Origin of the sequence: Stenotrophomonas sp. AS1 (assembly GCF_048957655.1) — a bacterium.
Taxonomy (GTDB): domain Bacteria; phylum Pseudomonadota; class Gammaproteobacteria; order Xanthomonadales; family Xanthomonadaceae; genus Stenotrophomonas; species Stenotrophomonas bentonitica_A.
The window spans coordinates 455976-481435 of sequence record NZ_JARVXM010000003.1; the positions used below are offsets into that span (position 1 = coordinate 455976).

The 25460-nt window shown below is 66.0% G+C and carries 24 protein-coding genes; 11 read left to right on the plus strand and 13 right to left on the minus strand.

Features of this window, described 5'->3' with window-relative positions; genetic code table 11:
* Positions 1 to 148: 148 nt before the first annotated feature.
* A complete protein-coding gene (locus PV764_RS06280) occupies positions 149 to 2131 on the plus strand; it encodes an AsmA family protein (RefSeq protein ID WP_421116326.1) in 1983 nt (660 codons plus the stop codon).
* A 63-nt stretch (positions 2132 to 2194) separates the two neighbouring features.
* Here the strand turns inward: PV764_RS06280 and PV764_RS06285 are convergent, their stop codons facing one another.
* The 3 genes from PV764_RS06285 to mtgA are packed head-to-tail and all read right to left on the minus strand — an operon-like array spanning position 2195 to position 4394.
* Entirely contained in the window at positions 2195 to 2626 is a 432-nt protein-coding gene (locus PV764_RS06285; RefSeq protein WP_019185106.1) for a CBS domain-containing protein, read from the minus strand.
* Complete coding sequence (locus PV764_RS06290) at positions 2586 to 3605, minus strand: glycosyltransferase (RefSeq protein ID WP_046272689.1); 1020 nt, start codon at positions 3603 to 3605, stop codon at positions 2586 to 2588. The genes PV764_RS06285 and PV764_RS06290 overlap by 41 nt, the downstream gene beginning before the upstream one ends.
* A 39-nt stretch (positions 3606 to 3644) precedes the next feature.
* Positions 3645 to 4394: a monofunctional biosynthetic peptidoglycan transglycosylase gene (gene mtgA / locus PV764_RS06295; RefSeq protein ID WP_019185108.1), complete on the minus strand. Its 750-nt coding sequence runs from the start codon at positions 4392 to 4394 to the stop codon at positions 3645 to 3647.
* A 79-nt stretch (positions 4395 to 4473) separates the two neighbouring features.
* Between mtgA and PV764_RS06300 the strand changes: the two genes are divergently transcribed.
* From PV764_RS06300 to PV764_RS06310, 3 genes are all read left to right on the plus strand, one after another.
* Positions 4474 to 5370, plus strand: coding sequence for an Hsp33 family molecular chaperone HslO (locus PV764_RS06300; protein ID WP_019185109.1), 897 nt, complete (start codon positions 4474 to 4476; stop codon positions 5368 to 5370).
* Positions 5371 to 5522: 152 nt separating this feature from the next.
* The gene (locus PV764_RS06305; RefSeq protein ID WP_172838071.1) at positions 5523 to 6347 is read left to right on the plus strand and encodes a hypothetical protein; all 825 of its coding nucleotides are present in this window, start codon (positions 5523 to 5525) and stop codon (positions 6345 to 6347) included.
* Between the two features lie 351 nt (positions 6348 to 6698).
* Positions 6699 to 9524, plus strand: a complete 2826-nt coding sequence (locus PV764_RS06310) for a TonB-dependent receptor (protein ID WP_019185112.1) — start codon at positions 6699 to 6701, stop codon at positions 9522 to 9524.
* Positions 9525 to 9664: 140 nt separating this feature from the next.
* Here the strand turns inward: PV764_RS06310 and PV764_RS06315 are convergent, their stop codons facing one another.
* A complete protein-coding gene (locus PV764_RS06315) occupies positions 9665 to 10267 on the minus strand; it encodes a TetR/AcrR family transcriptional regulator (protein WP_019185113.1) in 603 nt (200 codons plus the stop codon).
* Positions 10268 to 10406: 139 nt separating this feature from the next.
* Between PV764_RS06315 and PV764_RS06320 the strand changes: the two genes are divergently transcribed.
* The 3 genes from PV764_RS06320 to PV764_RS06330 all read left to right on the plus strand — a co-directional run bounded on the left by PV764_RS06320 (position 10407) and on the right by PV764_RS06330 (position 14338).
* Positions 10407 to 11330 carry an alpha/beta fold hydrolase gene (locus tag PV764_RS06320; protein ID WP_343312801.1) on the plus strand — a complete coding sequence of 308 codons (924 nt, stop codon included), beginning with the start codon at positions 10407 to 10409 and terminating at the stop codon, positions 11328 to 11330.
* Positions 11327 to 13804, plus strand: coding sequence for an acyl-CoA dehydrogenase (locus PV764_RS06325; RefSeq protein ID WP_019185115.1), 2478 nt, complete (start codon positions 11327 to 11329; stop codon positions 13802 to 13804). Before PV764_RS06320 ends, PV764_RS06325 begins: the two co-directional genes overlap by 4 nt.
* Before the next feature lie 63 nt (positions 13805 to 13867).
* Complete coding sequence (locus PV764_RS06330; RefSeq protein ID WP_421116327.1) at positions 13868 to 14338, plus strand: hotdog fold domain-containing protein; 471 nt, start codon at positions 13868 to 13870, stop codon at positions 14336 to 14338.
* Positions 14339 to 14423: 85 nt separating this feature from the next.
* Here the strand turns inward: PV764_RS06330 and PV764_RS06335 are convergent, their stop codons facing one another.
* Together PV764_RS06335 and PV764_RS06340 are read right to left on the minus strand one after the other, a co-directional pair.
* On the minus strand, positions 14424 to 14780 hold the full coding sequence (locus PV764_RS06335; protein WP_341986500.1) for a DUF1304 domain-containing protein: 357 nt from the start codon (positions 14778 to 14780) through the stop codon (positions 14424 to 14426).
* 31 nt (positions 14781 to 14811) lie between these two features.
* The gene (locus PV764_RS06340; RefSeq protein ID WP_037553782.1) at positions 14812 to 16146 is read right to left on the minus strand and encodes an NTP/NDP exchange transporter; all 1335 of its coding nucleotides are present in this window, start codon (positions 16144 to 16146) and stop codon (positions 14812 to 14814) included.
* Between the two features lie 200 nt (positions 16147 to 16346).
* Here PV764_RS06340 and PV764_RS06345 point away from each other — a divergent pair, with 200 nt between their 5' ends.
* The gene (locus tag PV764_RS06345) at positions 16347 to 17936 is read left to right on the plus strand and encodes a GMC family oxidoreductase (RefSeq protein ID WP_421116328.1); all 1590 of its coding nucleotides are present in this window, start codon (positions 16347 to 16349) and stop codon (positions 17934 to 17936) included.
* Positions 17937 to 18100: 164 nt separating this feature from the next.
* Complete coding sequence (locus tag PV764_RS06350) at positions 18101 to 19495, plus strand: serine hydrolase domain-containing protein (protein ID WP_019185120.1); 1395 nt, start codon at positions 18101 to 18103, stop codon at positions 19493 to 19495.
* Between the two features lie 138 nt (positions 19496 to 19633).
* Here the strand turns inward: PV764_RS06350 and PV764_RS06355 are convergent, their stop codons facing one another.
* Positions 19634 to 20212, minus strand: coding sequence for a hypothetical protein (locus PV764_RS06355; RefSeq protein WP_019185121.1), 579 nt, complete (start codon positions 20210 to 20212; stop codon positions 19634 to 19636).
* A gap of 90 nt (positions 20213 to 20302) precedes the next feature.
* Here PV764_RS06355 and PV764_RS06360 point away from each other — a divergent pair, with 90 nt between their 5' ends.
* Positions 20303 to 20494 (plus strand): hypothetical protein, encoded by a 192-nt coding sequence (locus PV764_RS06360; RefSeq protein ID WP_020424295.1) that lies wholly within the window; start codon positions 20303 to 20305, stop codon positions 20492 to 20494.
* A gap of 414 nt (positions 20495 to 20908) precedes the next feature.
* Complete coding sequence (locus tag PV764_RS06365; protein WP_284128864.1) at positions 20909 to 21061, plus strand: hypothetical protein; 153 nt, start codon at positions 20909 to 20911, stop codon at positions 21059 to 21061.
* Between the two features lie 77 nt (positions 21062 to 21138).
* Here the strand turns inward: PV764_RS06365 and gcvH are convergent, their stop codons facing one another.
* The 6 genes from gcvH to mazG all read right to left on the minus strand — a co-directional run bounded on the left by gcvH (position 21139) and on the right by mazG (position 25452).
* Positions 21139 to 21534 carry a glycine cleavage system protein GcvH gene (gene gcvH / locus PV764_RS06370; protein ID WP_019185123.1) on the minus strand — a complete coding sequence of 132 codons (396 nt, stop codon included), beginning with the start codon at positions 21532 to 21534 and terminating at the stop codon, positions 21139 to 21141.
* A gap of 97 nt (positions 21535 to 21631) precedes the next feature.
* Positions 21632 to 22744, minus strand: a complete 1113-nt coding sequence (gcvT, locus tag PV764_RS06375; protein WP_019185124.1) for a glycine cleavage system aminomethyltransferase GcvT — start codon at positions 22742 to 22744, stop codon at positions 21632 to 21634.
* Between the two features lie 86 nt (positions 22745 to 22830).
* Complete coding sequence (locus PV764_RS06380) at positions 22831 to 23262, minus strand: NfeD family protein (RefSeq protein WP_019185125.1); 432 nt, start codon at positions 23260 to 23262, stop codon at positions 22831 to 22833.
* Position 23263: 1 nt separating this feature from the next.
* Positions 23264 to 24226, minus strand: a complete 963-nt coding sequence (locus tag PV764_RS06385) for an SPFH domain-containing protein (protein ID WP_046272684.1) — start codon at positions 24224 to 24226, stop codon at positions 23264 to 23266.
* Positions 24227 to 24319: 93 nt separating this feature from the next.
* A complete protein-coding gene (locus PV764_RS06390; protein ID WP_284128863.1) occupies positions 24320 to 24643 on the minus strand; it encodes a YnfA family protein in 324 nt (107 codons plus the stop codon).
* Complete coding sequence (gene mazG / locus PV764_RS06395; protein ID WP_421116329.1) at positions 24640 to 25452, minus strand: nucleoside triphosphate pyrophosphohydrolase; 813 nt, start codon at positions 25450 to 25452, stop codon at positions 24640 to 24642. Before mazG ends, PV764_RS06390 begins: the two co-directional genes overlap by 4 nt.
* Positions 25453 to 25460 lie beyond the last annotated feature (8 nt).

The following is a 25460-nucleotide window of genomic DNA, read 5'->3' on the forward strand; positions in this document are numbered from 1 at the left end:
GCGCACGGAAAGGTCAACGGCATGGCTGCCTGATCCAGTAGTGTCCGCGCCATGCGCCGGGTGGTTGAAGGCAATCCTCCAGCCACCCTGACACTACGCTTACCAATGCTTCGCGTTGCCTGCACGATGCAAGGGCAACCATGGGGATGTGAATACTGTCCCCTCCCCTGCTCCGTCCGATGTCTCTTCCCGTTCCCGCTGGCGCTGGAGCCGTCCCGGTAAGCGTGGGCAGCGGTGGTTGGCGATTCTGGTGTTTCTGTTCGCGGCACTGTTGATCCTGATCGCGTTATGGGACTGGAACTGGTTCAAGGGGCCGGTGGAACGGGCGGTGCAGGCCAAGACCGGCCGGGAGTTCCATATCAATGGGAATCTGGATGTCGATCTGGGCCGGGTGACGACGGTGCGAGGCGATGGGCTGACGTTCGCGAATGCGACCTGGGCCAAGCAGCCGCAGATGGCGACGGCGGATCGGGCGGAGATCGATCTGCGGGTATTGCCCTTGCTGCGCGGGCAGGTGCGGATTCCGGAGATCCGCTTGACGCGACCGGATCTGCTGCTGGAAACCGCGCCGGAGAAGAATCAGCCGGGCAACTGGGATTTCCTGGGCCCGAGCGACGGTGACCCGCCGGTGCTGCAACGGTTGCTGATCGAGGATGGGCGCCTGCAGTTCCAGGACACGGCCGGCAGGACGGATGTGCTGGTCTCGCTCAACAGCGGCAAGCCGCGGGACAAGGACAGTGGCCCGCCATTGCTGGTCAAGGGCAAGGGACGCTGGCAGGGCAATCCGTTCTCGCTGAATGGCAATACCGAGTCGCCGCTGGAGCTGACCAATACCGGGCATCCGTTCCGCATCCATCTGGATGGGCGCGCGGGGAACACGCATGCGATCGCCAGCGGCACGCTCACCAATCCCTTCCAGCTGCGGGTATTCGATCTGGAGCTGATGCTGAGCGGGCAGGACATGGAGGATCTGTTCCCGCTGATCGGCGTGGCAATGCCGTCCACGCCGCCGTACAAGCTCAAGGGCCGCTTGAAGCGCAACAACGCGGTCTGGCGCTATGAGTCGTTCACCGGCACCGCCGGCGACAGCGACCTGGGCGGGACCGCGCAGATCGATGTCAGTGGCGAGCGCCCATTCCTGACCGCGGATCTGGTGTCCAAGCGGCTGGACTTCGACGATCTGGCCGGCTTCATCGGGGCACCGCCAAAGACGGGTGCCGGCGAGTCGGCCAATGCCGAGCAGAAGGCCAAGGCGGCCGCACTGGCGGCCAGTGCCAAGGTGCTGCCGGACACGCCGTACAACCTGTCCAAGCTGCGTGCGATGGACGCCGACGTGCGCTGGAAGGCGCAGCGCATCAATTCGCCGACGCTGCCGCTGGATGACATGGATGCCCACCTCAAGCTCAATGACGGGCTGCTGCGCCTGGAGCCGTTGAACTTCGGCGTGGCCGGCGGCGACATCCGCAGTACGATCCGCATGGATGCGCGCAAGCAGGCGATCTCCACGCAGTTGCAGGCCACCATCCGCAAGGTGCAGCTGGGCAAGCTGTTCCCTGATGCGAAGCTGGCCGAACAAGCCTCCGGCGGCATCAGTGGCGACGTCAAACTGACCGGCCAGGGCAACTCCGTCGCGGCGATGCTGGGCAGCTCCGATGGCACCGTGGCGGTCGGGATCGGCCGCGGCCATGTCGGCAATCTGATCATGGAACTGGCCGGCCTGGATGTCGCCGAATCACTGAAGTTCCTGTTCACCGGCGACAAGCAGATTCCGCTGCGCTGCGCGTGGGGTGACTTCGGTGTCGACAACGGCGTGATGCAGTCGCGCTCGCTGGCCTTCGATACCACCGATACGTTGATCGTCGGCGAAGGCAAGGTCGATCTGAAACAGGAGCAGCTGGACCTGCTGCTGCGCCCGCGCCCGAAGGACATGAGCATTCTGGCGCTGCGCTCGCCGCTGCGCATCGGGGGCACCTTCAAGGATCCCTCGTTCCGCCCGGACTTCAAGGCGCTGGGCATCCGCGGGGCGATCGCGCTGGCGCTGGGCAGCATCGCCCCGCCTGCCGCGCTGCTGGCCACGATCGAGACCGGCCCGGGCGAAGACAGCAACTGCGGCGGCCGTTACGCCAAGTAAGCGCGGGGCCATCCGGGCAGGGACCGACGCTGCGTCGGCCTGCCCCGCCGCGCGCGGCCACGCTCAACCGGCAACGATGTACTGCTGCAGTTGATCCAGTTTCTGCGCCTGCTCGTCGATGACCGCCTTGACCAGATCACCGATCGAGATCACCCCGAGCACACCCGTGCCATCGACCACCGGAAGGTGGCGGATGCGGTAATCGGTCACCAGCTGCAGGCAGTGCTCGACCTGCTCGCCAGGGGCGACGGTCACCACCTTGGGGGTCATGATCTCGCGGACTTCGGTCGTCCGGGACGAGCGTTCGTGCAGCACGATCTTCCGTGCGTAGTCACGCTCGGAAAGGATGCCGACCAGTTGCCGGCCCTCCATCACCAGCACCGCGCCGATGCCCTTCTGGGCCATCAACCGGATGGCGTCGATCACCGCCGAGCTCGGGGTGACGGCGAATACCTCAGGGGACTTGCCTTCCAACAGCTGCCGTACCGTGGTCATCTCGCTGCTCTCCACCGATGGGATGCACGGCCGAGTCTGCCACGAACGGGGCCTGCCAGGTGTCAATCAGGTACAGCGGGCGCTGCTTGGATTCCTCGTACAGCCGGCCCAGGTATTCACCAATCAGGCCCAGGGCGATCAGCTGTATGCCGCCCAGGAACAGGATCACCGCCATCATGGTCGGCCAGCCCGCAACACGGTCGCCGTACAGCGCTGCCTTGGACACCACCACCAGCGCGAACACGAACGCGAACGTCGCTGCGGCCAGGCCCAGATAGGTGGTCACCCGCAGCGGCGCGGTGGAGAATCCGGTGATCCCTTCCAGGGCGAAATTCCATAGCCGCCAGAAGCCGAATTTGCTTTCACCCACCAGCCGCGCATGCCGGTGGTAGGGCAAGGCCTTGCGGCGGAAACCCACCCAGCCGAACAGCCCTTTCATGAACCGGTGGCGCTCACGCAGCTGGCCCAGTGCCTGCACCGCGCGCGGCGACAGCAGCCGGAAATCACCGGTGTCGGCCGGGATCGGCGTTTTGGACAGCCGCCCGATCACCCGATAGAACGCCTTGGCAGTGGAGCGCTTGAGCCAGCTCTCGCCATCGCGCGCCAGGCGCGTGCCATAGACGTTGTCATAGCCCTGCTGCCACAGCGCGACGAACTCGGGAATCAGTTCCGGCGGATCCTGGCCATCGGCGTCGAGGATCATCACCGCGCCGTCGTCGATGAAATCCAGCCCCGCCGTGAGCGCGGCTTCTTTGCCGAAGTTGCGCGACAACCGCAGTACGCCGACGCACGAATCCTCGGCGGCCAATGCCTGCATGACGGCCCAGGTGGTGTCCGTGCTGCCGTCATCCACATACAGCACGCGGCCGTCGATGCCCTCCAGCCCAGCCAGCACTGCGCGCAGGCGCGGGTGCAGCATCGGCAAGGCGAGTGCTTCGTTGTGGGCGGCGACGACGACGGTCAGGCGAGGGCTGGTCATGCGGCGATTGTAGCGTCAGCCAATCACATGCATGAATGCTCACTCCTCGCCGAGGTACGCCCCTCCCCCGAGCTGCCTGGCCTGCCGCTGGATCCAGGCGGCGCGGCGCTGCACGTACGGGCCGGGCTTGGCCGCGCTGTAACGGCGAGGCGACGGCAGCACCGCCGCGAGCCGCGCACTTTCGGCCGGGCTCAGCCGGGACGCGTCCTTGTTCCAATACTGCTGCGACGCGGCCTGCGCGCCATAGATGCCATCGCCGAACTCGGCGATGTTGGCGTACATCTCCAGGATGCGCGACTTCGGCCACAGCGCTTCGATCAGCACCGTGTACCAGACCTCCAGCCCCTTGCGGATCCAGCTGCGGCCCTGCCACAGGAACAGATTCTTGGCGACCTGCTGGCTGATCGTGCTGGCCCCGCGCAGCCGCCCGCCGCGCGCGTTGTGGTCACGCGCCTTTTCGATGGCCTGCAGGTCGAAACCATTGTGCTCCGGGAAACGCTGATCCTCGGCAGCCACCAGCGAAATCGGCAGGCTTGGCGCCATCTGGTCCAGATCGCGCCAGTGGTAATGCAACCGATAGCTCCAGTCACCCTCCCCCAGCGCCTCGCCGTAGCGCCACAGCATCACGCTGGAAACAGGCGGGTCGATGAAACGCAGGACCAGCACCTGCAGCACACTGAACCCGACGAACAGCACCGGCAGCCACAGCAGGCGGCGCCAGCGCCAGCGGCGCCGCGGTGACGGTTCCAGATCCGGTTCGACCTTGAGGTTGCTGCGCTCTGCCCCCATTACTGGTGCATCCTTTACTTGCACGGTTGTCGGCGCATTATCCGGCAACCGGCACTCCTTTCGCGCAGCCACCGAACCGATGACCGCCCAATCCGACTCCCTTGTCCGTTTCCTGCTCCCCGATGCCGGCGTCCGCGGCGTGCATGTGCACCTCGATGACACCTGGCGGGAGATCCTCTCGCATGCGGTCTACCCGCCGGGCGCCGCCGAGCTGCTCGGCGAGGCCAGCGTGGCCTCGGCGCTGTTCACCGGCCACACCAAGGTCGATGGCCGCCTGTCGATCCAGCTGCGCAGCAACACTGCGATGCGCACCCTGTTCGCCGAGTGCACCGCCGCCGGCACCCTGCGCGGCATCGTCCAGCTGGCCGAGGGCGGTGGCGATGCCCCGCGTGATCTGACCGCGCTGGGCGAGGATGCGCTGCTGGCGATCACCATCGAAAACCCCGGCCTGGATCCGCGCGAACCGCAGCGCTACCAGAGCCTGGTCGGCTTGACCGCGGCCGGCCTGGACGAAGCCTTCGAAGACTATTTCCGCCAGTCCGAGCAGTTGCCGACCCGTCTGCTGCTGGCCGCCGATGGCACCCGCGCCGCCGGCCTGCTGCTGCAGAAGCTGCCCGGCGATGAAGGCGACCAGGACGGCTGGTCGCGGGCCAGCGCACTGTTCGAGACCCTGGGCAAGCAGGAACTGCTCGAGGTGCCCGGCCACGATCTGCTGCACCGCCTCTTCCATGAAGAGACGCCGGAACTGCTGGGCGACAAGGCCCTGCGCTTTGCGTGCTCCTGCTCGCGTGAGCGGGTGGCAGGCATGCTGCAGTCCATTGGCGAAGAGGAGGCCCGCGCCGCCGCCGAGCCCACTGGCGCGGTGGAAGTACGTTGCGAATTCTGTGGGCAGGAGTATCACTTCCCGTTGACGGAATTCGACATACTGTTCCGCGAGATGGATATATCCTCGCCGGCACCTGAACGGCTTCAGTAAACTTGGCAAGCGTTTTGTTCTGGGGAGAACCAAGACTTGTTAAGAAATCATAAACGCCCTAGGATCAATGTCCCGCTTCGGCGGGAACTTGTGTTCACTGCGCTTGTCTGAGAGTTCCCATGCATCCCCTTCTGCGTCTACCGCTGGCCCTGATGATCGCCCTAGGCGCGATCCCGGGCGCGCATGCGCAGGCCAAGGGCAAGCAGGACGGCACGGTGCTGCCGGTCTGGAACAAAGGCAGTGGCAAGGTCGAAGCGTTGCTCTACCTGGAACCGACCGGCGAACAGGCCGCAGGGGCCCGCTGGCATTTCGGCCGCAGTTCGCTGGACGCGGCCTTCGGCCTGTCCTCGGGTGACTCGCTGGGCCTGCTGTGCAACAGCAGCCGCGGCACCAGCATCAGCGGATTGGCCAGCCATTGCATGCTGGCCACCTTGGGCGATGAAGAAGACAACACGCTCAGCCGTCGGGTCAGCGGCACCGCCGCGTTCAACCGCCCCGGCGGTCGCGTGGGCATCACCGCCGGCAGCGGCCGTGACACCCTGCCGGCCTGGCTGGCCGGCCCGAACAAATCGCCCTCGCTGCGCGCCGAACAGAACGATCTGACCGTCTTCGGGCAGAAGAACATCGGCCGCGAAGGCTTCGTCTCCATCGGTGGCACCTATGCCAAGGCGCGTCTGGTGCCCATCGCGGACGCTTCGCCGGCGATCGTCGACCGCTGGGACAGCAAGAGCCTCACCATCGGTGCCGGCTATGGCAACTTCAGCGGCAACATCATTGGCCGCGTGGTCGATGTTCCCGGCCAGCCGGGCAAGTGGGAAGGCCTGGGGGTGGGCCTGACCTGGCGCACCCCGTGGAGCGGTCAGCTCACCGTGGGCGCCGAGAACGTGGTCACCCGCGGCAAGAACCCGTTCGCCCCCCGCAACGAGAGCACTGACGAGGGCACCGTGCCCTACGTCCGGTACGAGCAGGATCTCTGACCTGTCTTTGCGACCACCCGTCAATACACGTCACCCGAAGGGCGCCTCCATGAGGCGCCCTTTTTCGTTTGGGCTGGGTGTCAAGGGCGCGCACGGCCTATTCAGGGTGAATTTTTTTTAACAAAGATCTTAACAAATGAGACGTTTTATGCTGTAGATATCGCTTAAAGCCTTGTATCGCAAAGGCTTTGCCGAATTTCACCTAAATCACATGGAACATTAACGGCTCTTTAATTTTTAGTTGCACGTGGTTACTATCGAGTCAGCTTCACGGATTGGGAACGCCTTTCGTCCCCGCGCTGAAGCCCATCCCAACACGTTGCACCCAAGTCAACTTGGAGAGAGAGCCCAATGAACCGCAACAGCAACAAACTGCGCGACGCCGTCGTCCTCGCGCTGATCGCCAGCGCTGCCGGCACCGGCAGCGCCGTCGCTCAGGAAGCCACTGGCACCACCAATCTGGACCGCATCTCGGTCACCGGTTCGCGCATCCGCCAGGTTGACGTGGAAACCGCCCAGCCGGTGCTGACCATCTCGCGTGCGGATATCCAGAACCAGGGCTTCAGCTCGGTCGGCGATATCCTGCAGAACATCTCCGCCGCCGGTAGCCCGAACTTCAGCCGCGCCTCGCCGCTGACCTCCAACCAGGAAGCCGGTGGTCAGTACATCGACCTGCGCAACCTCGGCGCACAGCGCACGCTGGTGCTGGTCAATGGCAAGCGCCTGGGCATCAGCCCGGATGGTTACCAGGACATCTCGATCATCCCGACCTCGATGGTCGAGCGCATCGACGTGCTGAAGGACGGCGCCTCGTCGATCTACGGTTCGGACGCAATGGCCGGCGTGATCAACATCATCACCCGCAAGAACTTCGATGGTCTGGAAGCCAACGTCTACAAGGGCCAGTACAGCCAGGGCGACGGCGAGAAGGAAACCTACGACTTCGTCATGGGCTTCTCCGGTGACCGCGGCTCGCTGACCGTCGGCGCCGAGTACCACAAGGAAGAAGGCGTGTGGGCCAAGGATCGTCCGTTCACGGCCGACACCTACCCGGATTGGGATCCGGCAGCATCGCTGACGACCGTTGGCCAGTGGGGCAACTGGCGCGTCGGCAACGCAGGCAACTGGCAGGCTCCCAACCGTGGCGGCACCGCCCTGGGCCCGGGTCAGTTCCACAGCCAGACGTCGGCCGATACCAGCCGCTCGTCCGACCAGATGCACCTGCTGACCCCGCTGGAACGTCGTTCGCTGTTCGTCAGCGGCAACTACGACATCACCGACAACGTCCGCTTCACCACGGACCTGTCCTACACCAAGCGTGAGTCGCAGCGCCAGATCGCCGGTTACCCGCTGCAGTCTTCTGCGTACGGCATCCCGATGTCGGCTGACAGCTACTTCAACCCGACCGGCGGCGTCGCCGACGTCAACTGGCGTCGTCGTGGCTGGGAAGTGCCGCGTACCACCGACAGCACCCTGACCACCTGGCGTTTCGCAGCGGCCCTGGAAGGCTCCTTCGAAATCGGCGACCGGTTCTTCAGCTGGGACGTCGGCTCGCTGTACAACGAAAATGACAGCCTGCTGATCAACAACGGCAACTTCTACATCCCGGCCGTGGCCGATGCCGTGGGTCCGTCGTTCCAGAATGCTGCCGGCCAGATCGTCTGCGGCACTCCGGGCAATGAAATCGCCGGCTGCGTGCCGTGGAATCCGTTCGCAGGTTTCGGTACCGGCGCGGTTGCCAACTCGCTCGATGATCCGAACGTGCGCAACTACCTGTTCCGCGAAGAGCACGCCACCGGCAAGACCAGCACCCACAACTACTTCGCCAACCTGTCGGGCACCATCGTGCCGCTGCCGGCCGGCGACCTGGGCTTCGCGGTGGGTTACGAATACCGCAAGGAAAGCGGCGCCTTCAACCCGGATGCGATCGCCCAGTCGGGTGACTCGACCAACCTGGCGTCCGGCCCGACCAAGGGTTCCTACGCCCTGGATGAGTTCTACCTGGAATTGAACATCCCGATCCTGGCGGATCTGGCGTTCGCCAAGGAACTGACCCTGGACCTGGCCACCCGTTACTCGGACTTCACCAGCTTCGGTGATACCACCAACAACAAGTTCGGCCTGAAGTGGCGTCCGATCGACGACCTGCTGGTGCGTGCCACCTATGCCGAGGGCTTCCGCGCCCCGACCATCGGTGACCTGTACGGCGGCACCTCGCAGACCTTCCCGACCAACTTCGTCGATCCGTGCGACAGCGTCTATGGCGACGTCCGCGGCAGCGCACGCTGCGTCCAGGATGTCGGCCAGGGCTACCGTCAGCTGCAGCAGGGCTTCGTCCCGACCACCGGCCGTGCCGCGCAGAGCCCGGTGCCGTTCAACTCCGGCTCGAACCCGAACCTGACCCCGGAAACCTCCGAGTCCAAGACGGTCGGCTTCGTGTACAGCCCGAGCTACGTCACCGGCCTGAGCGTGGGTGTGGATTGGTGGAGCATCCGCATCGACAACACGATCGTCACCGACAGCCCGAACCTGATCATGGAAGACTGCTACGTCCGCCTGATCGAGTCGCGCTGCTCGATGTTCACCCGTGACCCGGCCAACGGCAACATCGTGGGCACGCTGAACTACGGCAACCGCAACGCCGGCTACACCGAAACCGAAGGCTTCGACTTCGACATCAGCTACAGCCGTGATACCGATTTCGGCCGCTTCTCGGCCAAGTCGTCGACCACGTACGTGGGCAAGTACGAAGAGAAGTCCACGGACGATGCCGACGCCGTGCCGTCCCAGAACAATGGCTTCGGCGCGTACTTCCGCGTGCGCTCGAACCTGGGCCTGGGCTGGAGCATGAACGACCTGTCGGTGAACTGGAACCTGCGTTACTACTCGGGCACCAAGGAAAGCTGCCGCTTCACCACCCGTTGCACGCTGCCCAACTACAGCGCACCGGACACCCTGGGCGTGATCTCGCCGCAGACCGAGCTGGGCGCAGTGACCTTCCACGACGTGCAGGTGTCCTATGCCACCCCGTGGAACGCCACCGTCGCCGTGGGTGCCAACAACGTGTTCAACAAGGTCGGCCCGATGATGACCTCGCAGCCGAGCTCGAACTTCTCGTACTACGGCGGCTACGACATCGGTCGCTTCCTGTACATGAAGTACTCGCAGAAGTTCTGATCGATCCACTGATCAACAACGTCTGATCCAACGGCCCCGAAAGGGGCCGTTGTTTTTTGTGGTGGTGCCCGCGTCCGGCAAACGACGCGCACAGAAAAGGCCGCGTTTCCGCGGCCTTCTGCATGCCTGTCACGGGCCGGTCAACCGAGCGGAATCAACGTCTCGATCACGTGCTCCACATAGGCTTCGAAATCCTCGCGGGCCTGCTTGGGCTGCTGCAGCTGCAGCGACAACTGCAGGAAACCCACATAGGCGGCGTAGGCCAACCGCGCACGGTGCTGCGCATCGGTACGGCTCAGGCCCGCCTGGCGGAACGAGGCGACCAGATACTCCAGGCGCCGGTGCGAAACACGGTCGATGACCGGGCGCACCATCGGGTGATCGAGCGCCTTGAGCAGTTCGCTGTAGATGATGTGCGGCTGCACTTCATGCGCGACCACCTGGAACAGCTGGCGCAGGCGCACGCGCGGATCGGTGACATCGGCCAGGCTGCCGAAGACCTGCTCCTGCTCGAACAGCTCCCAACGCTCCAGCGCCGCCTGCAGCAACGCGTCGCGCGAGGGGAAGTGCCAGTAAAAGCTGCCCTTGGTGACGCCGAGACGCCGCGCCAGCGGCTCCACCGCGACCGCGCCCACGCCTTGTTCGGCAATCAGATCCAGTGCGGCCTGGGCCCAGTCTTCGGCACTGAGGCGGCTGTTGCGGCCGGCACGTGGCTCGCCGGCGGAAGCTTCGGGTTCATTCATAGGTGGATTTAACCATACGCCGGGGTTGGTTGCAGTATGTGAATCGGTGAAACGCCGCTTCACGCCAGCTGGCACAAGGGATACACACACCATACTCATAAGTATTGACATCGCACAGGGCAGGTCCATACTAGCGAGTATGGTCACTCCTTCTTCTTCTACCTTGCCGCGTTTTGACGATGAGCGACTGACCGGCGCACATGACACCGTGCTCGCCGCGACCCGCTCACCCCCGGGACGCCGCGGCACCGTGATGTTCGCCCACGGCTTCGGCCAGACCCGGCACGCCTGGAACGCCACCGCGAGCGCTCTGGTCGAGGCCGGTTACCAGACCCTGGCCTACGACGCACGCGGCCACGGCGATTCGGACTGGAACCCGGCCGACCTTGCCTACCACGGCGAGCAGTTCGCCGATGATCTGATCGTGCTGGCCGGCGAACAGCCGCAGCCGCCGATCCTGATCGCCGCGTCGATGGGCGGCCTGTTCGGCCTGCTCGCCGAGTCGCGCTGGCCCGGCCTGTTCTCGGCGATGGTGCTGGTCGATATCACCCCGCGCTGGGATACCGCCGGGGTCGAAAAGATCCTGATGTTCATGACCGCGCACCCGGACGGCTTCGCCTCGCTGTCGCAGGCGGCCGATGTGATTTCCGCCTACATGCCGCACCGTCCGCGCAAGTCCGAAGATTCCCTGCGCGCATTGCTGCGCGAGGACGGCCACGGCCGTTGGCGCTGGCACTGGGATCCGCGCCTGGTCGCCGAGCTGGCGCGTGACAGCGAACAACACCAGGACGCGCTTGCCGATGCGGCGCGCCAGGTGAAATGCCCCCTGCTGCTGGTCAGCGGTGGCCGCAGCACCCTGGTCACCCCGCAGACGGTGGCCGAGTTCCTGGCGTTGGTGCCACATGCACGCCACGTGCAGCTGCCGGAGGCCACGCATATGGTCGCCGGTGATGACAACAACGCCTTTACCGCTACTGTGTTGGACTATCTGGACGTGTTGCCCTCGGCCTCCGCCGTCGCATCGTCCGCCATTACCGAGCACGTCACCGGAGCACGCTCATGAGCATTGTCGTTCCCTTCCTCGTCGTCCTGTTGGCAGGTGCGTTCGTCGCCTACCACCGGATGCGCCTGATCACCTGGACGATCATCAGTGTGGTGCTGCTGGCCGCCTGCTGGTTCATCCCGTACGTCAACCAGACCGCCACGATCGTGGCTGCGGCCATCGTCGCGGTGATCGCCGTGCCGCTGCTGCTGCCCTTCATCCGCAAGCCGCTGCTGACCGCACCGATGATGAAGGTGTTCCGCAAGGTGCTGCCGCCGCTGTCGCAGACCGAGCGCATCGCGCTGGAAACCGGCTCGGTCGGTTTCGAAGGCGAGCTGTTCACCGGTGACCCGGACTGGAACATCCTGCTCAACTATCCCAAGCCGCAGCTCACCGCTGAGGAACAGGCCTTCCTGGATGGCCCGGTCGAAGAGCTGTGCAGGATGGTCAACGACTGGGAAATCACCCACGTTTACGCCGACCTGCCGCCGGAACTGTGGAGCTTCATCAAGAAGAACAAGTTCTTCGGCATGATCATTCCGAAGGAATACGGCGGCCTGGGCTTCAGCGCGCTGGCCCACCACAAGGTGATCCAGAAGCTGGCCTCGGTGTCGAGCGTGGTCAGCTCCACCGTCGGCGTGCCCAACTCGCTGGGCCCGGGCGAACTGCTCAACCATTATGGTACCCAGGAGCAGAAGGACCAGTACCTGCCGCGCCTGGCCGATGGCCGTGAAGTGCCGTGCTTCGGCCTGACCGGTCCGTTCGCCGGTTCGGATGCGACCTCGATTCCCGATTACGGCATCGTCTGCAAGGGCGAGTGGAACGGCGAGCAGGTGCTCGGCGTCAAGCTCACCTTCGACAAGCGCTACATCACCCTGGCCCCGGTGGCCACGCTGATCGGCCTGGCCTTCCGCATGTACGATCCGGACGGCCTGATCGGCAGCACCCGCGACATCGGCATCACCCTGGCGCTGCTGCCGCGTGACACCGCCGGTGTGGAAATCGGCCGTCGCCATTTCCCGCTCAACTCGACCTTCCAGAACGGCCCGATCCGCGGCAAGGATGTCTTCATCCCGCTGACCCAGCTGATCGGTGGCGCCGAGAAGGCCGGCAAGGGCTGGAACATGCTCAACGAGTGCCTGGCCGTGGGCCGCTCGATCACCCTGCCCTCCACCGCCAGCGGCGGTGCCAAGGCCGGTGCGGTGGTGACCGGTGCCTATGCCCGCATCCGCAAGCAGTTCGGCCTGTCGGTCGGCCGCTTCGAGGGCGTGGAAGAGGCGCTGGCCCGCATCGGCGGCAAGGCGTACGCGATCAGCGCGCTGTGCCAGGCCACGGCCGCTGCGGTGGACCGCGGCGACGTGCCGTCGGTGCCGTCGGCGATCGCCAAGTACCACTGCACGACCATGAGCCGTGAAGTGATCTCGGACGTGATGGACGTGATCGGCGGCAAGGGCATCATCCTGGGGCCGCGCAACTTCGCCGGCCGCAGCTGGCAGGCCGCGCCGATCGCGATCACGGTCGAAGGCGCCAACATCATGACCCGCAGCCTGCTGATCTTCGGCCAGGGTGCGATCCTGTGCCACCCGTGGGTGCTGAAGGAAATGAAGGCCGCGCAGGATCCGGACACCCGTGCCGGCCTGCAGGAATTCGACCGCAGCCTGTTCGGCCACATCCGCTACGGCATCTCCAACGCCGTGCGTTCGTTCTGGTTCGGCCTCACCGGCGCCCGCTTCGGTGCCGCCCCGGGCGATGCCTACACCCGCCGTTACTTCCGCAAGCTGGACCGCTACTCGGCCAACCTGGCGCTGATGGCCGACATCTCGATGATGACCCTCGGCGGCAAGCTGAAGTTCAAGGAATCGCTGTCCGGCCGCCTGGGCGATGTGCTGAGCCACATCTACATGACCAGCGCCATGCTCAAGCGTTACCACGACGAGGGCGCGCCGGCGGCCGACCAGCCGCTGCTGGCCTGGGCTTTCCATGACAGCGTGCACAAGATCGAAGAATCGCTGTCGGCGGCGCTGCGCAACTTCCCGATCCGTCCGATCGGTTGGCTGATGTGGGCGCTGATCTTCCCGTTCGGCCGCCGTGCCGAGGCGCCGGGCGATCGCCTGGGCCACCGCGTGGCCGCGCTGCTGATGGCGCCAAACGAAGCCCGTGACCGCCTGGCCAGTGGTGTGTTCCTGACGCCGTGCGAGAACAACCCGGGTGGCCGCATCAACAGCTACCTGTCCAAGGCGATCATGGCCGAGCCGGTCGAGCGCAAGTTCATCAAGGCGCTCAAGACCAAGGGCATCGAAGCGCTGGACTTCGCCACCCAGCTGGACGAGGCCGTGGCCGAAGGCGTGATCACCCAGGATGAGCGCACCCTGCTCGAAGAGCTGCGCACGCTCACCCTGGAAACCATCACGGTGGACGACTTCGATCCGGAAGAACTGCGCTCGGCGGGCTACTACAAGCGCCAGCAGACGGACGCGCAGTCCCAGGCCGCGTGATCCCGGCCACCAGGTAAACGACAGCGGCGGACTTCGGTCCGCCGTTTTTTCAGGAGACTCCCGATGCCCGCTCCCCTGCTCACGCTTTACCGCCGCATGCAGCGCTGGCCCGCCGGCGGCTGGCTGTTCTCGCGCGCGGTGTGCTTCAAGGCGCCCTACTTCGCCAGCATCGCCCCGCGCATCACCGTGCTCGAGCCGGGCCGCTGCGAAGGACGCATCGCGCATCGGCGCAAGGTCACCAACCACCTCGGCACGGTGCATGCGATCGCGCTGTGCAACCTGGCCGAACTCACTGCGGGGCTGATGGTGGACGCTTCGCTGCCCAAGGGCATGCGCTGGATCCCGAAGGGCATGGAGGTGCAGTACCTGGCCAAGGCGACCGGCACCCAGCACGCCATCGCCACCCCGGAGCAGCCGATCGTGGCGGCCGAGGCAGGTTACGCGCTGCCGGTGAAGGTGCAGGTGCGCGGTGACGCCGGCACGGTGGTGTTCCAGGCGCGGATCGCGATGTGGGTGTCGCCGGTCAGGCGATGAGCATTGGCGCAGCCACCCATGGGGTGGCTCTACGTTCGATCCGTATGTCGCAGGGTAGCGCCACGCCGTGCGTGGCTGGCGCCTGTCAGGCCGGCACCATCCACCATGCCGCCACGGCCAGGATCGCCGGCACGGCCTGGATGAAGAAGATCCGCTTGTTGACACTGTAGGCGCCGTAGCAGCCGGCCACGATCACGCAGCCGAGCATGAAGTTCACCAGCATCGGCAGGTGATCGAACAGCCCCCACAACAGGCCGGCAGCGAGGAAGCCGTTGTACAGGCCCTGGTTGGCCGCCAGCACGCGCGTGGTCTCGGCCTTCTCCAGCGTGTTGCGGAAGGTCTTCAGGCCCAGCGGCCGGGTCCACAGGAACATTTCCAGGACCAGGAAGTACACGTGCAGCAGGGCGACCAGCAAGGTCAATGACAGCGCGATCCAATACATGGGCCAAGGTTCCTGGAAGACTCCGGAGAGCTTACTCCGGTCGCTCGCCGGGCAGCTTCTTTTCTTCGCGCAGCAGGCCCAGCGCGGCAATCGTCATCGCCCCGGCCACCACCAGCCCACCGACGAAGACAATGTGCGAACCGAACAGGGACAGCCCCTTGTGCACCCAGGCGAACGTCAGGTCGCCGCCACGGTAGACCACGGTGTCGATCGCCGCGCCGGCCTTGTAGCGCCACTGGCGGTCCACACGGGTGTAGATGGTCTCGCGCGCGGGCTTGGCCAGCGAGAATTCGCTGGCGCGGGTCATCACCTGCACCATCGCCACCATCAGCGGCAGCGGCGAGGCGGCCAGTATCGAAAACCCGATGATGATGGCGACACCCGGGATCAGCAGCGCCGGGGCGATGCCGTACCGCGACAGCAACCAGCGGGTGAAGCCGAGCTGCACGATCAGGGTCAGCGTGTTCACCGCCAGGTCCACCCGCGAGAAGAAGGCCGTGCTGGCCGCGGCGTCGGGATACAGGCGGCGCACGATCGAGGCCTGCTCGTTGTAGAGCATCGTGCCCACGCCCACGCCGAACAGCACCAGCACAGCCAGCCAGCGCAACAGCGGCTCACGCACGATCAGCTTCAGGCCGTCGAGCACGCTGCCGCCCATCGGGGTTTCACCCGACACCAACTTCTGCTCCTGCTCCCGTGCCACCGCCCACAACCGCAGCCGCCAGATGCAGACCAGGCAGGCACTCAGAAAGCCGGCCGAGACCAGCATCAGGTTGGCAATACCCACCCGCTCCACCAGCGCCGCCGTGATGATCGGCCCCAGGAACGCACCGAGCGTGCCTGCCGCGCCGATGTAGCCGTATACCTCGCGTGCCTGGGCGTTGGAGAACACGTCCGCCATGAAGCTCCAGAACACCGCCACCGCAAAGAGGTTGAACACGGCGGCCCAGAAGAAGAACGCCATGCCGCGCCCAGGCACGCCACTGTCGAACAGCAGGTAGAAACCCAGCAGGGAGATGATGAAGAAGACATACACCGCGGGCAGGAATACCCGCCGCGCATAGCGGCTGACCAGCGCGCCGTACAGCGGCTGCAACACCAGCATGATGAAGAACACCCCGGTGAACAGAAACTGCAGCACGAAGTCCTGCACCGCAATGCCATGCGCGCTGAACCAGTCGATCAGCACGGGCGGGAACACCGCCTTGGCGTCGGCCGAGGCAGCCATTGCCTCGCGCACCGGGCGCAGTACGTAGTAGCCGCTCAGCAGGCAGAAGAAGTACAGGCACGCCCAGATCAGGGGCGGCGACTGGCGCAGCGCCCCGCGCAGGCCCGATTGCACCGGTGCTGTTGCGGCAGCACTCATCGCACCCACTCCCGGCTTGGGCGGCGTGACAACGGCGGCATCGTGGAAACTCCGGGCAGGGAAGCGCGCAAGGTAAACGATGCACCGCAACATCGCCAGCGTTGGGCGCGGCCACCTGCGCAACGCTGCGTGGCCGATGCTGCAGCCCCTGCGCGGGGCAACCTGCCTTATGCTCGGCGGGCACCCCGTCCAGGAGCGGCATGTACGACTACATCGTCATTGGTGCCGGCTCGGCCGGCTGCGTGCTGGCCAACCGGCTCAGCGTAGACCCTGCCTGCCGGGTGCTGCTGCTGGAAGCCGGCCCGCGCGACACCAACCCGTTCATCCACATGCCGGCCGGGTTGGCGCGGCTGGTCAACAACCGCCGCATCAACTGGAACCTGGACACCGAGCCCGAGCCCGCGCTCGGCGGCCGTCGCCTGTGGTGGCCACGCGGCAAGGTGCTGGGCGGCTCCAGCTCGATCAATGCGATGTGCTACGTGCGTGGCGTACCAGCCGACTACGATGGCTGGGAGGCCGCCGGTGCCACCGGCTGGGGCTGGGAGCAGGTGCTGCCCTGGTTCGTGCAGGGCGAGCGCAACAGCCGCGGTGCCAGCGCGCTGCACGGCGATGCCGGTCCGCTGTCGGTGTCCGACCTGCGCCACCACAACCCTCTCTCGGCTGCCTTCATCGCGGCCGCGCAGCAGGCCGGCCACGCCCATAACCCCGACTTCAATGGCCACCAGCAGCTCGGTGTTGGGCTGTACCAGGTCACCCAGCGCGAAGGCGCGCGCTGCTCGAGCGCGGACGCCTACCTGCGCCCAGCGCGCCACCGGCGCAACCTGACGGTGCTGACCGGTGCTCACGCCGTCGCGCTGAGCTTCGACGGCACCACCGCCACCGGCGTGCACTATCGGCGTGGCGGGCAGCACCTGCATGCACGCGCCGGTACCGAGGTGATCCTCAGCGCGGGCGCCATCCATTCCCCGCACCTGCTGATGCTGTCCGGCATCGGCGAGGCGGACACGTTGCGCTGCCACGGCATCACGCCGCGCGTGGACCTGCCCGGGGTCGGCCGCAACCTGCAGGACCACCTGGACATCTGCACCGTCGTGCACACCGGCCCAGGCGTCAGCTACGACCGCAGCAGCGAACTGCGCATCGCCATCGACTACTTCCTGCGTGGCCATCGCGGCGCCGGCACCAGCAACCTGGCCGAGGCGGGTGGTTTCGTGCGCTCATCGCTGGCCACCGATGCCCGCGCCGACGTGCAGTTCCATTTCGTCCCGGCAATGCTCGACAACCACGGCCGCCACCGCCTTCCCGGCGACGGCTACACCCTGCATGCGTGCCCGCTGCACCCCCGCAGCCGCGGCCGCTTGCGGCTGCGCGACGCCGACGCACGCTCAGCGCCCCGCATCCATGCCAACTACCTGGGCGATACGGGTGGCCATGACTTGAAGATGATGCTCGAATGCGCGCGCCTGGCGCGCACGATCCTGGCCCAGCCCGCCTTCGACCGTTGGCGCGGCACGCCCGTGTTTCCGTCGCACAGCAATCTAGATGACACCGCGCTCGAGGCGTTCATCCGGGCCAAGGCCGAGACCCTCTATCACCCGGTCGGCACCTGCGCGATGGGGCAGCATGCCCAGGCCGTGGTCGACCCGACCCTGCGCGTGCACGGCACCCGGCGGCTGCGGGTAGTGGACGCTTCGGTAATGCCCACCCTGATCAGCGGCAATACCAACGCGCCGACGATGATGATCGCCGAGCGGGCCGCCCACTGGATCCGGACCGCCGCGGCAGGCTGAACAGGGGTGCGCTGGCCGCCCTCCCGTGCCCGCGACCGACCGGGACCGGGATCGGTAAACCCGCATGTTTTCAATGCGATACGCATTCATCTTCGATTCGTTTGTGCAATCACGAAAAGCGGCGCTAGAATCGGTCACAGCAGTCGCGCACGGGCACCCATACGATGAACCAGAACAACAGGCGCCGACCGATCCGTTCGGCGGCAACCGGGTTGTTGGGCATGTTGATGCCCATCGCCATGTCTTCCACCGCGCAGACCCCTGTCGCCTCGCCCGCCGCGTTGCCGGTCAACATCGAGGAGTCGGCGCCGACCGCGGCACCGCACACCCAGCCTGCAGCGTACCGCACGACCCCGGCCGGCCTGAAGGTGCAGCCGCCCGCGCCGGGCTTCAACGTCGCTTCGATCGAATCGATGGCGCAGCAGCTCACCTACGGCGAGCGCGTGCCCGGGATGGCCGTGGCCATCGTCCAGGGCGGCCGCGTGCTGAGCGCGCGCGGCTACGGCGTCACCGACGTCAACAACCCGCAGCAGGTCGATGCCCACACCGTGTTCCGCCTGGCCTCGCTGTCCAAGGCCTTCGCCGGCACGATGGCCGGACTGCTGGTCAACGACGGCACGCTGCGCTGGGACAGCAAGGTCACCGACTACGTGCCCGGCTTCCAGCTCAGCACGCCCGAAGCGACCGAGCGCCTGACCGTGGCCGATCTGCTCAGCCATCGCGTTGGCCTGCCGTACAACGCCTACGACCGCGACGTTGAAGCCAACGCCGAGTACTACACCCTCACCCACAAGCTGGCCGCCACCTCGCTCAAGTGCCTGCCCGGCGACTGCTATGCGTACCAGAACGTGGCCTTCAGCCTGATCGGCGATGTCGTCTACGCCGCCTCCGGCAGCTTCTACGAACAGTCCGTCGAGCGCCGCCTGTTCAAGCCGCTCGGCATGGACGATGCGAGCCTCGGCCTGGCCGGCATCCAGGCCAGCTCGCGCTGGGCCCGCCCGCACGTGCGCAGCCGCAACGGCTGGGTCGCGCTCACGCCCAAGCCGACGTATTACCGCCTTGCTCCGGCCGCCGGCGTCAACGCCAGTGCCAGCGACATGGCGCAGTGGTTGCTGGCCCACACCGGCCACCGCCCTGACGTGCTGCCCGCCCCGTTGCTGGCCACGCTGCACGCCAGCCTGATCAGCACCCCCGGCGAAATGCGCTCGGGCTGGCGCCGCGAGCGCCTCAACTCGGCCGGCTACGCCCTTGGCTGGCGCACCTTCGATTACGCCGGCCACGAAGTGATCTTCCATGCCGGTGCCGTCCAGGGCTATCGCGGCCTGGTCGCCCTCGTGCCCGAGCGTGACCTCGGCATCGCCATCATGTGGAACGGCGAGAGCAGCTTGCCCAGCGGCCTGCTGCCGACCGTGCTCGACCAGGCGATGGGCCTGCCGACCCAGCGCTGGCTGGACGTGGACACTGATTTCGGCAGCGACAACCTCATGGCCGAAGACGCCGCCCCGCAGGGCAAGCGCAAGGGCGTCTCATCGAACCGCGCCGTCGCCTCCCCGCGCTGATCCGCGCGCACAGTGGCATCGAAAAAGGCGGCCGGATGGCCGCCTTTTTCATGGTTTCTGTTTGCCTTGCCCATAAAAAAACTCCTTCCCCGCTGGGCTGCCAGGGAAGGAGTCTCAGGTACGGCTATCGGGAAAAACTCAGATCAGCGGTGCCGGGGTTGCCGGCAGAGCGACCGGTGCGGCCTTCTTCTTGCGAACGGCCGGCTTGCGCTTTGCAACCTTCTTCACCGCCTTCTTCGCCGATGCCTTCTTGGCCGGAGCCTTGCGGGCAGTCGCCTTCTTGGCGGTGGCCTTCTTGGCTACCTTGCGGGTGGCCTTCTTGGCGGTCTTCTTGGCAGCCTTCTTCGGAGCGGCTTTCTTGGCTACCTTGCGGGTCGCCTTCTTGGCCGTCTTCTTTACCGCCTTTTTCGCGGTCTTCTTGGTGGCTGCCTTCTTTGCAGTCTTCTTGGCGGCCTTCTTCGCCGTCTTCTTCACTGCCTTCTTCGCGGTCTTCTTGGTCGCGGCCTTCTTTGCCGTCTTCTTCACGGCCTTCTTCGCCGTCTTCTTCACGGCTGCCTTGCGGGCGGTCGCCTTCTTGGCCGCCTTCTTCACCGTCTTCTTGGCAGCAGCTTTCTTGGCTACCTTCTTGACGGCCTTCTTGGCAGTGGCCTTCTTAGCGACCTTCTTGGCTGCCTTTTTGGCGGCCGGCTTTTTCTTCGCAGCTTTCTTGGTTGCCATGGGATGGCTCCTCGTCAGTGATCTATGGAGTGGAAACGCCCAGGTAAAGCAAACCCGCCGTTGCTGCGTTGCGGGGACCGCCGTCGCGTCATGCGCGTCGTGACGGATACGGTGACACCCGCCGCATGTGGCCAGGCAGGTATCGAAGAGGAAAGGAACTTGCGGTTCGCCGGAGGAAGCGAAGCCATCTCCACCGTCATGGGACGCGAGGTGGATGTCCAGGTTGTGCTTCGCGACTTGATGTCGATTCTGCTCACTCTGTTCGCAGGCAAGGTCTGCTGAGGCGAAACCTAATCACGCTTTTTTTGACTGTCAACAACCCCGGCGAAAAATTTTCACACCGGCGCCTTGCCTCGCCCCCCTCGCTGCGCCCGCCTGCGACCTGCCAAACGCACGATGCCGCCGCCGGCGCGAACGCCCTGCGCCCGCACACGCTGACAGCGCTGAAAAGAAAAACACTTAAAAGAAGCACTTTCGTGTCGCGACATCGCAACATCGCGGTGCATGCCATTGCGTGCCCGCGCGTGCAGCCTGCTCGACCACGCACCTCGCCAGCCTCCCCGTGCGCCCCTTAAACGGACCGGAAAACTTTTCACATCTGCGCGCACTTTTTTCGACCCGATTCGCGCAACTGCGCAAACTTTTGACCGCCCTGGCACCGGCGCGTCCGTCCGCGATGATCGACTTCGAGCGTCCGTGCGCGTCCATATCGATGCCGCATCGGTGCGCGATCGGGTGCGCGGCGCGGACCAGATCACCGGCATGCATCGGCACCGAACCGATCGTCATGAGCCCGTGGTCGCGATCGCGTGCCGCCGCGCGCGCACTGCAATCCTCACGTACTGCTAACGCCGTTCGCGCGCGCCCGGCGAACGGGCAAAAAAAAACGGCCGCACCAGGCGGCCGTTCTTCAGCGGCGGCGACGATCAGTGATCGTCGTTTTCCAGCAGCTCGGCGTAGTCGTCCGGACCCAGCAGGTCGTTGACTTCTTCCAGGCCGGCCACTTCGACGACATAGATCCAGCCGTCGCCGTAGGCGTCTTCGTTGATGGTTTCCGGCTTGTCGCTCAGGGCCGAATTGACCTCGACCACCGTGCCGGTGATCGGGCTGTACACGTCCGAGGCGGCCTTGACCGACTCGACCACGGCAGCCTGCTCGCCGGCCTTGACCTCCTGGCCAACCTCCGGCAGTTCAACGTAGACCAGGTCGCCGAGCAGGCCCTGGGCGTGGTCGGAAATACCGACGGTGACGCGGCCATTGCCTTCAACGCGCGCCCACTCGTGGGACTTGAGGAATTTGAGGTCGCCGGGGATCTCGCTCATGGGACTGCTCCGAGGAATATCAGGGGGGTCAAGAAACGGGGGTAGTGTAACCAACCGGCGCGGATGCGGAGGCATCCGCACCGGGTAAAGCACGGCATCAGCCGTCGATCAGCACACCGGGCTGGGGCTGGCCTTCGCGCACGAACGGGAACTTCACCACGCGCACCGGAACCTGCTTGCCGCGGATATCCACGCGGACCTCGCCCAGTTCGCCGCCCGGCACGCGGGCGAACGCGATGCCCTTGCCCAGGGTCGGCGAGAAGGTGCCGGACAGGATCTCGCCCTCGCCGCCGGCGGTGAGTACCACCTGGCCGTGGCGCAGTACGCCCTTCTCGTCCATCACCAGGCCGATCAGCTGGCGGGCGTTGCCGGCCGCCTTCTGCGCTTCGAGCACGTCGCGACCGATGAAGTCGCGACCTTCGTCCAGCGCCACGGTCCAGGCCAGGCCGGCTTCGTACGGGGTGATCTCTTCGTCCATGTCCTGGCCGTAGAGGTTCATGCCGGCTTCCAGGCGCAGCGTGTCGCGCGCACCCAGGCCAGCCGGACGCACGCCGGCGGCGCTCAGGGCATTCCAGAAGGCGACCACGGCGCTCTGCGGCAACAGGATCTCGAAACCGTCCTCACCGGTGTACCCGGTGCGGGCCACGAACAGCGCGGTGCCATCGGCGGTGGTGGTTTCCAGCGCGGCGAAACGGCCCAGCTTCTCCAGCGCGGCGCGGTCGCCCTCGCCGAGCAGGCTGATCACGCGCTCGCGCGCGGTCGGCCCCTGCACCGCGATGATGGCCAGGTCTTCGCGCTCGATGACCTCCACGTTGAATGCCGCGGCCTGCTGGCGGATCCAGGCCAGGTCCTTTTCGCGGGTGGAGGCGTTGACCACCATGCGGAAGAAATCGTCGGCCATGTAGTAGACGATCAGGTCGTCGATCACGCCGCCGCGGGCATTGAGCATGCACGAGTACAGTGCCTTGCCGGTGGCCTTGAGCTTGTCCACCGAGTTGGCCAGCAGCGTGCGCAGGAACGGCTTGACCTGGTCACCGCGCAGGTCGACCACGGTCATGTGGCTGACGTCGAACATGCCGGCGTCGCTGCGCACCAGATGGTGCTCGTCCAGCTGCGAACCGTAATGAATGGGCATGTCCCAGCCACCGAAATCGACCATCTTGGCGCCGAGTGCGCGGTGGGTATCGTTGAGAAGCGTCTTCTGGGTCATGACCGGTTCCGGGGGAATGAAGGCAAGACATCCATTATCCCAGAACCGTCTTCACAACGCCTGCGGCGGTGCGGGAAAACCGCGGATCAGGCCTGCTGCACCTTCAGCGTCATCCCTTCCACCGCCACCACCCGTACCGGGCTGCCGGCGGGCAGGTCGGGACCTGCGACAACCCAGAAGGCATCGTCCACCTTGGCCCGGCCCTTGCCGGCGATGATGGCCTGGTCGAGCACGACCACCCGCCCGATCAGCTGTTCGGCGCGGCGGTTCAACAGCGGCTGGTCGCTCTGGCGATCGTGCGACCGGCCCCAGCGGCGGTAGCACTGGATCGAGACCACGCTGAGCACCACGAACGCGACCACCTGCCACAGCAGCGGGATCTCGGCGAACACCGCCACCAGCACGAACACCGCAGCCGCACCGATCCCGATCCACAACATGAAGGCACCGGGCGCGAGCGCCTCGGCGGCGAACAGCACCAGTGCCAGCGCGCCCCAGGCCACCACTTCCCAGCGCATGTCAGCCTCCGATCCGCGGCGGGACGCCGCGCGTGGCTTTCTTCTCTTCCTGCTTGGCGAACGCTTCGCGGGCCAGCTCGGCGACGCCGGCGATCGAGCCGATCACCCCGCTGGCCTCCATCGGCATCAGCACCAGCTTCTGGTTCGGCGAGGTCGCCAGTTCCTTGAAGGCTTCCACGTACTTCTGCGCGATGAAGTAGTTGATCGCCTGCACGTCGCCCTGGGCGATCGCCTCGGACACCATCGTGGTGGCCTTGGCTTCGGCCTCGGCCAGGCGTTCGCGCGCTTCGGCATCGCGGAAGGCGGCCTCCTTGCGTCCCTCGGCCTCGAGCACCGTGGCCTGCTTTTCGCCCTCGGCGCGCAGGATCTCGGACTGGCGCGAACCCTCGGCTTCCAGGATCTGCGCGCGCTTCTCGCGTTCGGCCTTCATCTGCCGCGCCATCGCATCAAGCAGGTCGCGCGGCGGCTGGATATCGCGGATTTCGATGCGGTTGACCTTCACGCCCCACGGGTTGGTGGCATGGTCGACCACGCTCAGCAGCTGGGCGTTGATCACTTCGCGCTGGCTGAGCGATTCATCCAGGTCCATCGAGCCGATCACGGTACGGATGTTGGTCTGCACCAGGGCGATCATCGCCACCTCCAGGTTGGCGACCTCGTAGGCGGCCTTGGCGGCATCGAGCACCTGAAAAAACACCACGCCATCCACGCGCACGGCAGCGTTGTCCTTGGTGATCACTTCCTGGCTGGGCACATCCAGCACCTGCTCCATCATGTTCACCTTGCGCCCCACGCCGTAGACGATCGGGATCAGGAAATGCAGGCCCGGCGACATGGTGTGGGTGTAGCGGCCGAAGCGCTCCACGGTCCATTCGTAGCCCTGCGGCACCATGCGCACGGCCTTGAACAGGATGACAACGGCCACGAAGGCCAGCACCAGCGAGAACAGCATGGTCGGAAACATCAGGTCACTCCCTTTCCCCGGATTCGTAGCACCGAGTATAGCCACGCTGCCTTCACGCCGGCATCGGGGTGCCTGACGCGCCGCAGGTCAGGATCAGGCGCTGCGCGGGGCGAACATGATCACCATCATCCCGGCCAGGCACAGGCCGACGCCCAGCAGGTCCCAGCGGCTGGGGCGGATGCCGTCCACCAGCCACAACCACATCAGCGCGGTGCCGATGTAGACCCCGCCATAGGCCGCATAGACACGGCCGCTGGCGGCCGGGTGCAGGGTCAGCAGCCAGGCGAACAATGCCAGGCTGGCAGCGGCCGGCAGCAGCAGCCACGCGCTGCCCTCCCTGCGCAGCCACAGCCAGGGCAGGTAACACCCGACAATCTCGGCCACGGCGGTCAGCACGAACAGCAGCAGCGTTTTCACGGCTTGGGCTCGTCCGCCTTGGCCTGCTGCCAGAGGGCTTCCTGCGCGTCCAGATCGAGCGCGGCCATGGTCTGCCCGGCCGCGTGGGCCTGGGCTTCCATCGCGCGGAAGCGGCGCTCGAACTTCTGGTTGGCCTGGCGCAGTGCGGCGCCGACATCGACCCTGGCGTGGCGGGCCAGATTGGCGCAGACGAACAGCAGGTCGCCGAGTTCTTCCTGCAGGCGCGCGTGGTTTTCCTCGACCGGGCCGCGCGCGAATTCAGCGGCGACCTCGTCCAGTTCCTCGCGTACTTTATCCATCACCGGCGCCGGGCCCGGCCAGTCGAAACCCACCCGCGCCGCGCGCGCCTGCAGCTTCACCGCCCGCTGCCATTCCGGCAGGCCGCGCGAGATCCCGGCCAGCGCCGAGGTATCGGTGTGGCCCTTGGCGGCGCGCTCGGCGCGTTTGATCGCCTCCCAGTTGCTGTTGACGTCCTCCGCACCGTTCACCTGGACCTGGGCGAACACATGCGGATGGCGACGCTCCATCTTGTCGCTGATCGCGCGGGCGACGTCGGCAAACCCGAACGCGCCCTGCTCCTGCGCCATCTGCGCATGGAAGACCACCTGGAGCAGCAGGTCGCCGAGTTCATCCTTCAGGTCATCCAGGTCACCCCGGTCGATCGCATCGGCGACCTCGTAGGCTTCCTCGATGGTGTACGGGGCGATGCTGGCGAAATCCTGCTGCAGGTCCCAGGGGCAGCCCTGCTGCGGGTCGCGCAGGCGCGCCATGATGCCCAGCAGGCGGTCCAGTTCGGGGGTGGCAGGCATCGTTGCTC

Coding starts and splice junctions, on each gene's coding strand:
- PV764_RS06285 (WP_019185106.1), bottom strand. CDS start 2,626: ATGACCACGGTACGGCAGCTGTTGGAAGGCAAGTCCCCTGAGGTATTC.
- PV764_RS06290 (WP_046272689.1), bottom strand. CDS start 3,605: ATGACCAGCCCTCGCCTGACCGTCGTCGTCGCCGCCCACAACGAAGCA.
- mtgA (WP_019185108.1), bottom strand. CDS start 4,394: ATGGGGGCAGAGCGCAGCAACCTCAAGGTCGAACCGGATCTGGAACCG.
- PV764_RS06300 (WP_019185109.1), top strand. CDS start 4,474: ATGACCGCCCAATCCGACTCCCTTGTCCGTTTCCTGCTCCCCGATGCC.
- PV764_RS06305 (WP_172838071.1), top strand. CDS start 5,523: ATGATCGCCCTAGGCGCGATCCCGGGCGCGCATGCGCAGGCCAAGGGC.
- PV764_RS06310 (WP_019185112.1), top strand. CDS start 6,699: ATGAACCGCAACAGCAACAAACTGCGCGACGCCGTCGTCCTCGCGCTG.
- PV764_RS06315 (WP_019185113.1), bottom strand. CDS start 10,267: ATGAATGAACCCGAAGCTTCCGCCGGCGAGCCACGTGCCGGCCGCAAC.
- PV764_RS06320 (WP_343312801.1), top strand. CDS start 10,407: ATGGTCACTCCTTCTTCTTCTACCTTGCCGCGTTTTGACGATGAGCGA.
- PV764_RS06325 (WP_019185115.1), top strand. CDS start 11,327: ATGAGCATTGTCGTTCCCTTCCTCGTCGTCCTGTTGGCAGGTGCGTTC.
- PV764_RS06330 (WP_421116327.1), top strand. CDS start 13,868: ATGCCCGCTCCCCTGCTCACGCTTTACCGCCGCATGCAGCGCTGGCCC.
- PV764_RS06335 (WP_341986500.1), bottom strand. CDS start 14,780: ATGTATTGGATCGCGCTGTCATTGACCTTGCTGGTCGCCCTGCTGCAC.
- PV764_RS06340 (WP_037553782.1), bottom strand. CDS start 16,146: ATGAGTGCTGCCGCAACAGCACCGGTGCAATCGGGCCTGCGCGGGGCG.
- PV764_RS06345 (WP_421116328.1), top strand. CDS start 16,347: ATGTACGACTACATCGTCATTGGTGCCGGCTCGGCCGGCTGCGTGCTG.
- PV764_RS06350 (WP_019185120.1), top strand. CDS start 18,101: ATGAACCAGAACAACAGGCGCCGACCGATCCGTTCGGCGGCAACCGGG.
- PV764_RS06355 (WP_019185121.1), bottom strand. CDS start 20,212: ATGGCAACCAAGAAAGCTGCGAAGAAAAAGCCGGCCGCCAAAAAGGCA.
- PV764_RS06360 (WP_020424295.1), top strand. CDS start 20,303: ATGCGCGTCGTGACGGATACGGTGACACCCGCCGCATGTGGCCAGGCA.
- gcvH (WP_019185123.1), bottom strand. CDS start 21,534: ATGAGCGAGATCCCCGGCGACCTCAAATTCCTCAAGTCCCACGAGTGG.
- gcvT (WP_019185124.1), bottom strand. CDS start 22,744: ATGACCCAGAAGACGCTTCTCAACGATACCCACCGCGCACTCGGCGCC.
- PV764_RS06380 (WP_019185125.1), bottom strand. CDS start 23,262: ATGCGCTGGGAAGTGGTGGCCTGGGGCGCGCTGGCACTGGTGCTGTTC.
- PV764_RS06385 (WP_046272684.1), bottom strand. CDS start 24,226: ATGTTTCCGACCATGCTGTTCTCGCTGGTGCTGGCCTTCGTGGCCGTT.
- mazG (WP_421116329.1), bottom strand. CDS start 25,452: ATGCCTGCCACCCCCGAACTGGACCGCCTGCTGGGCATCATGGCGCGC.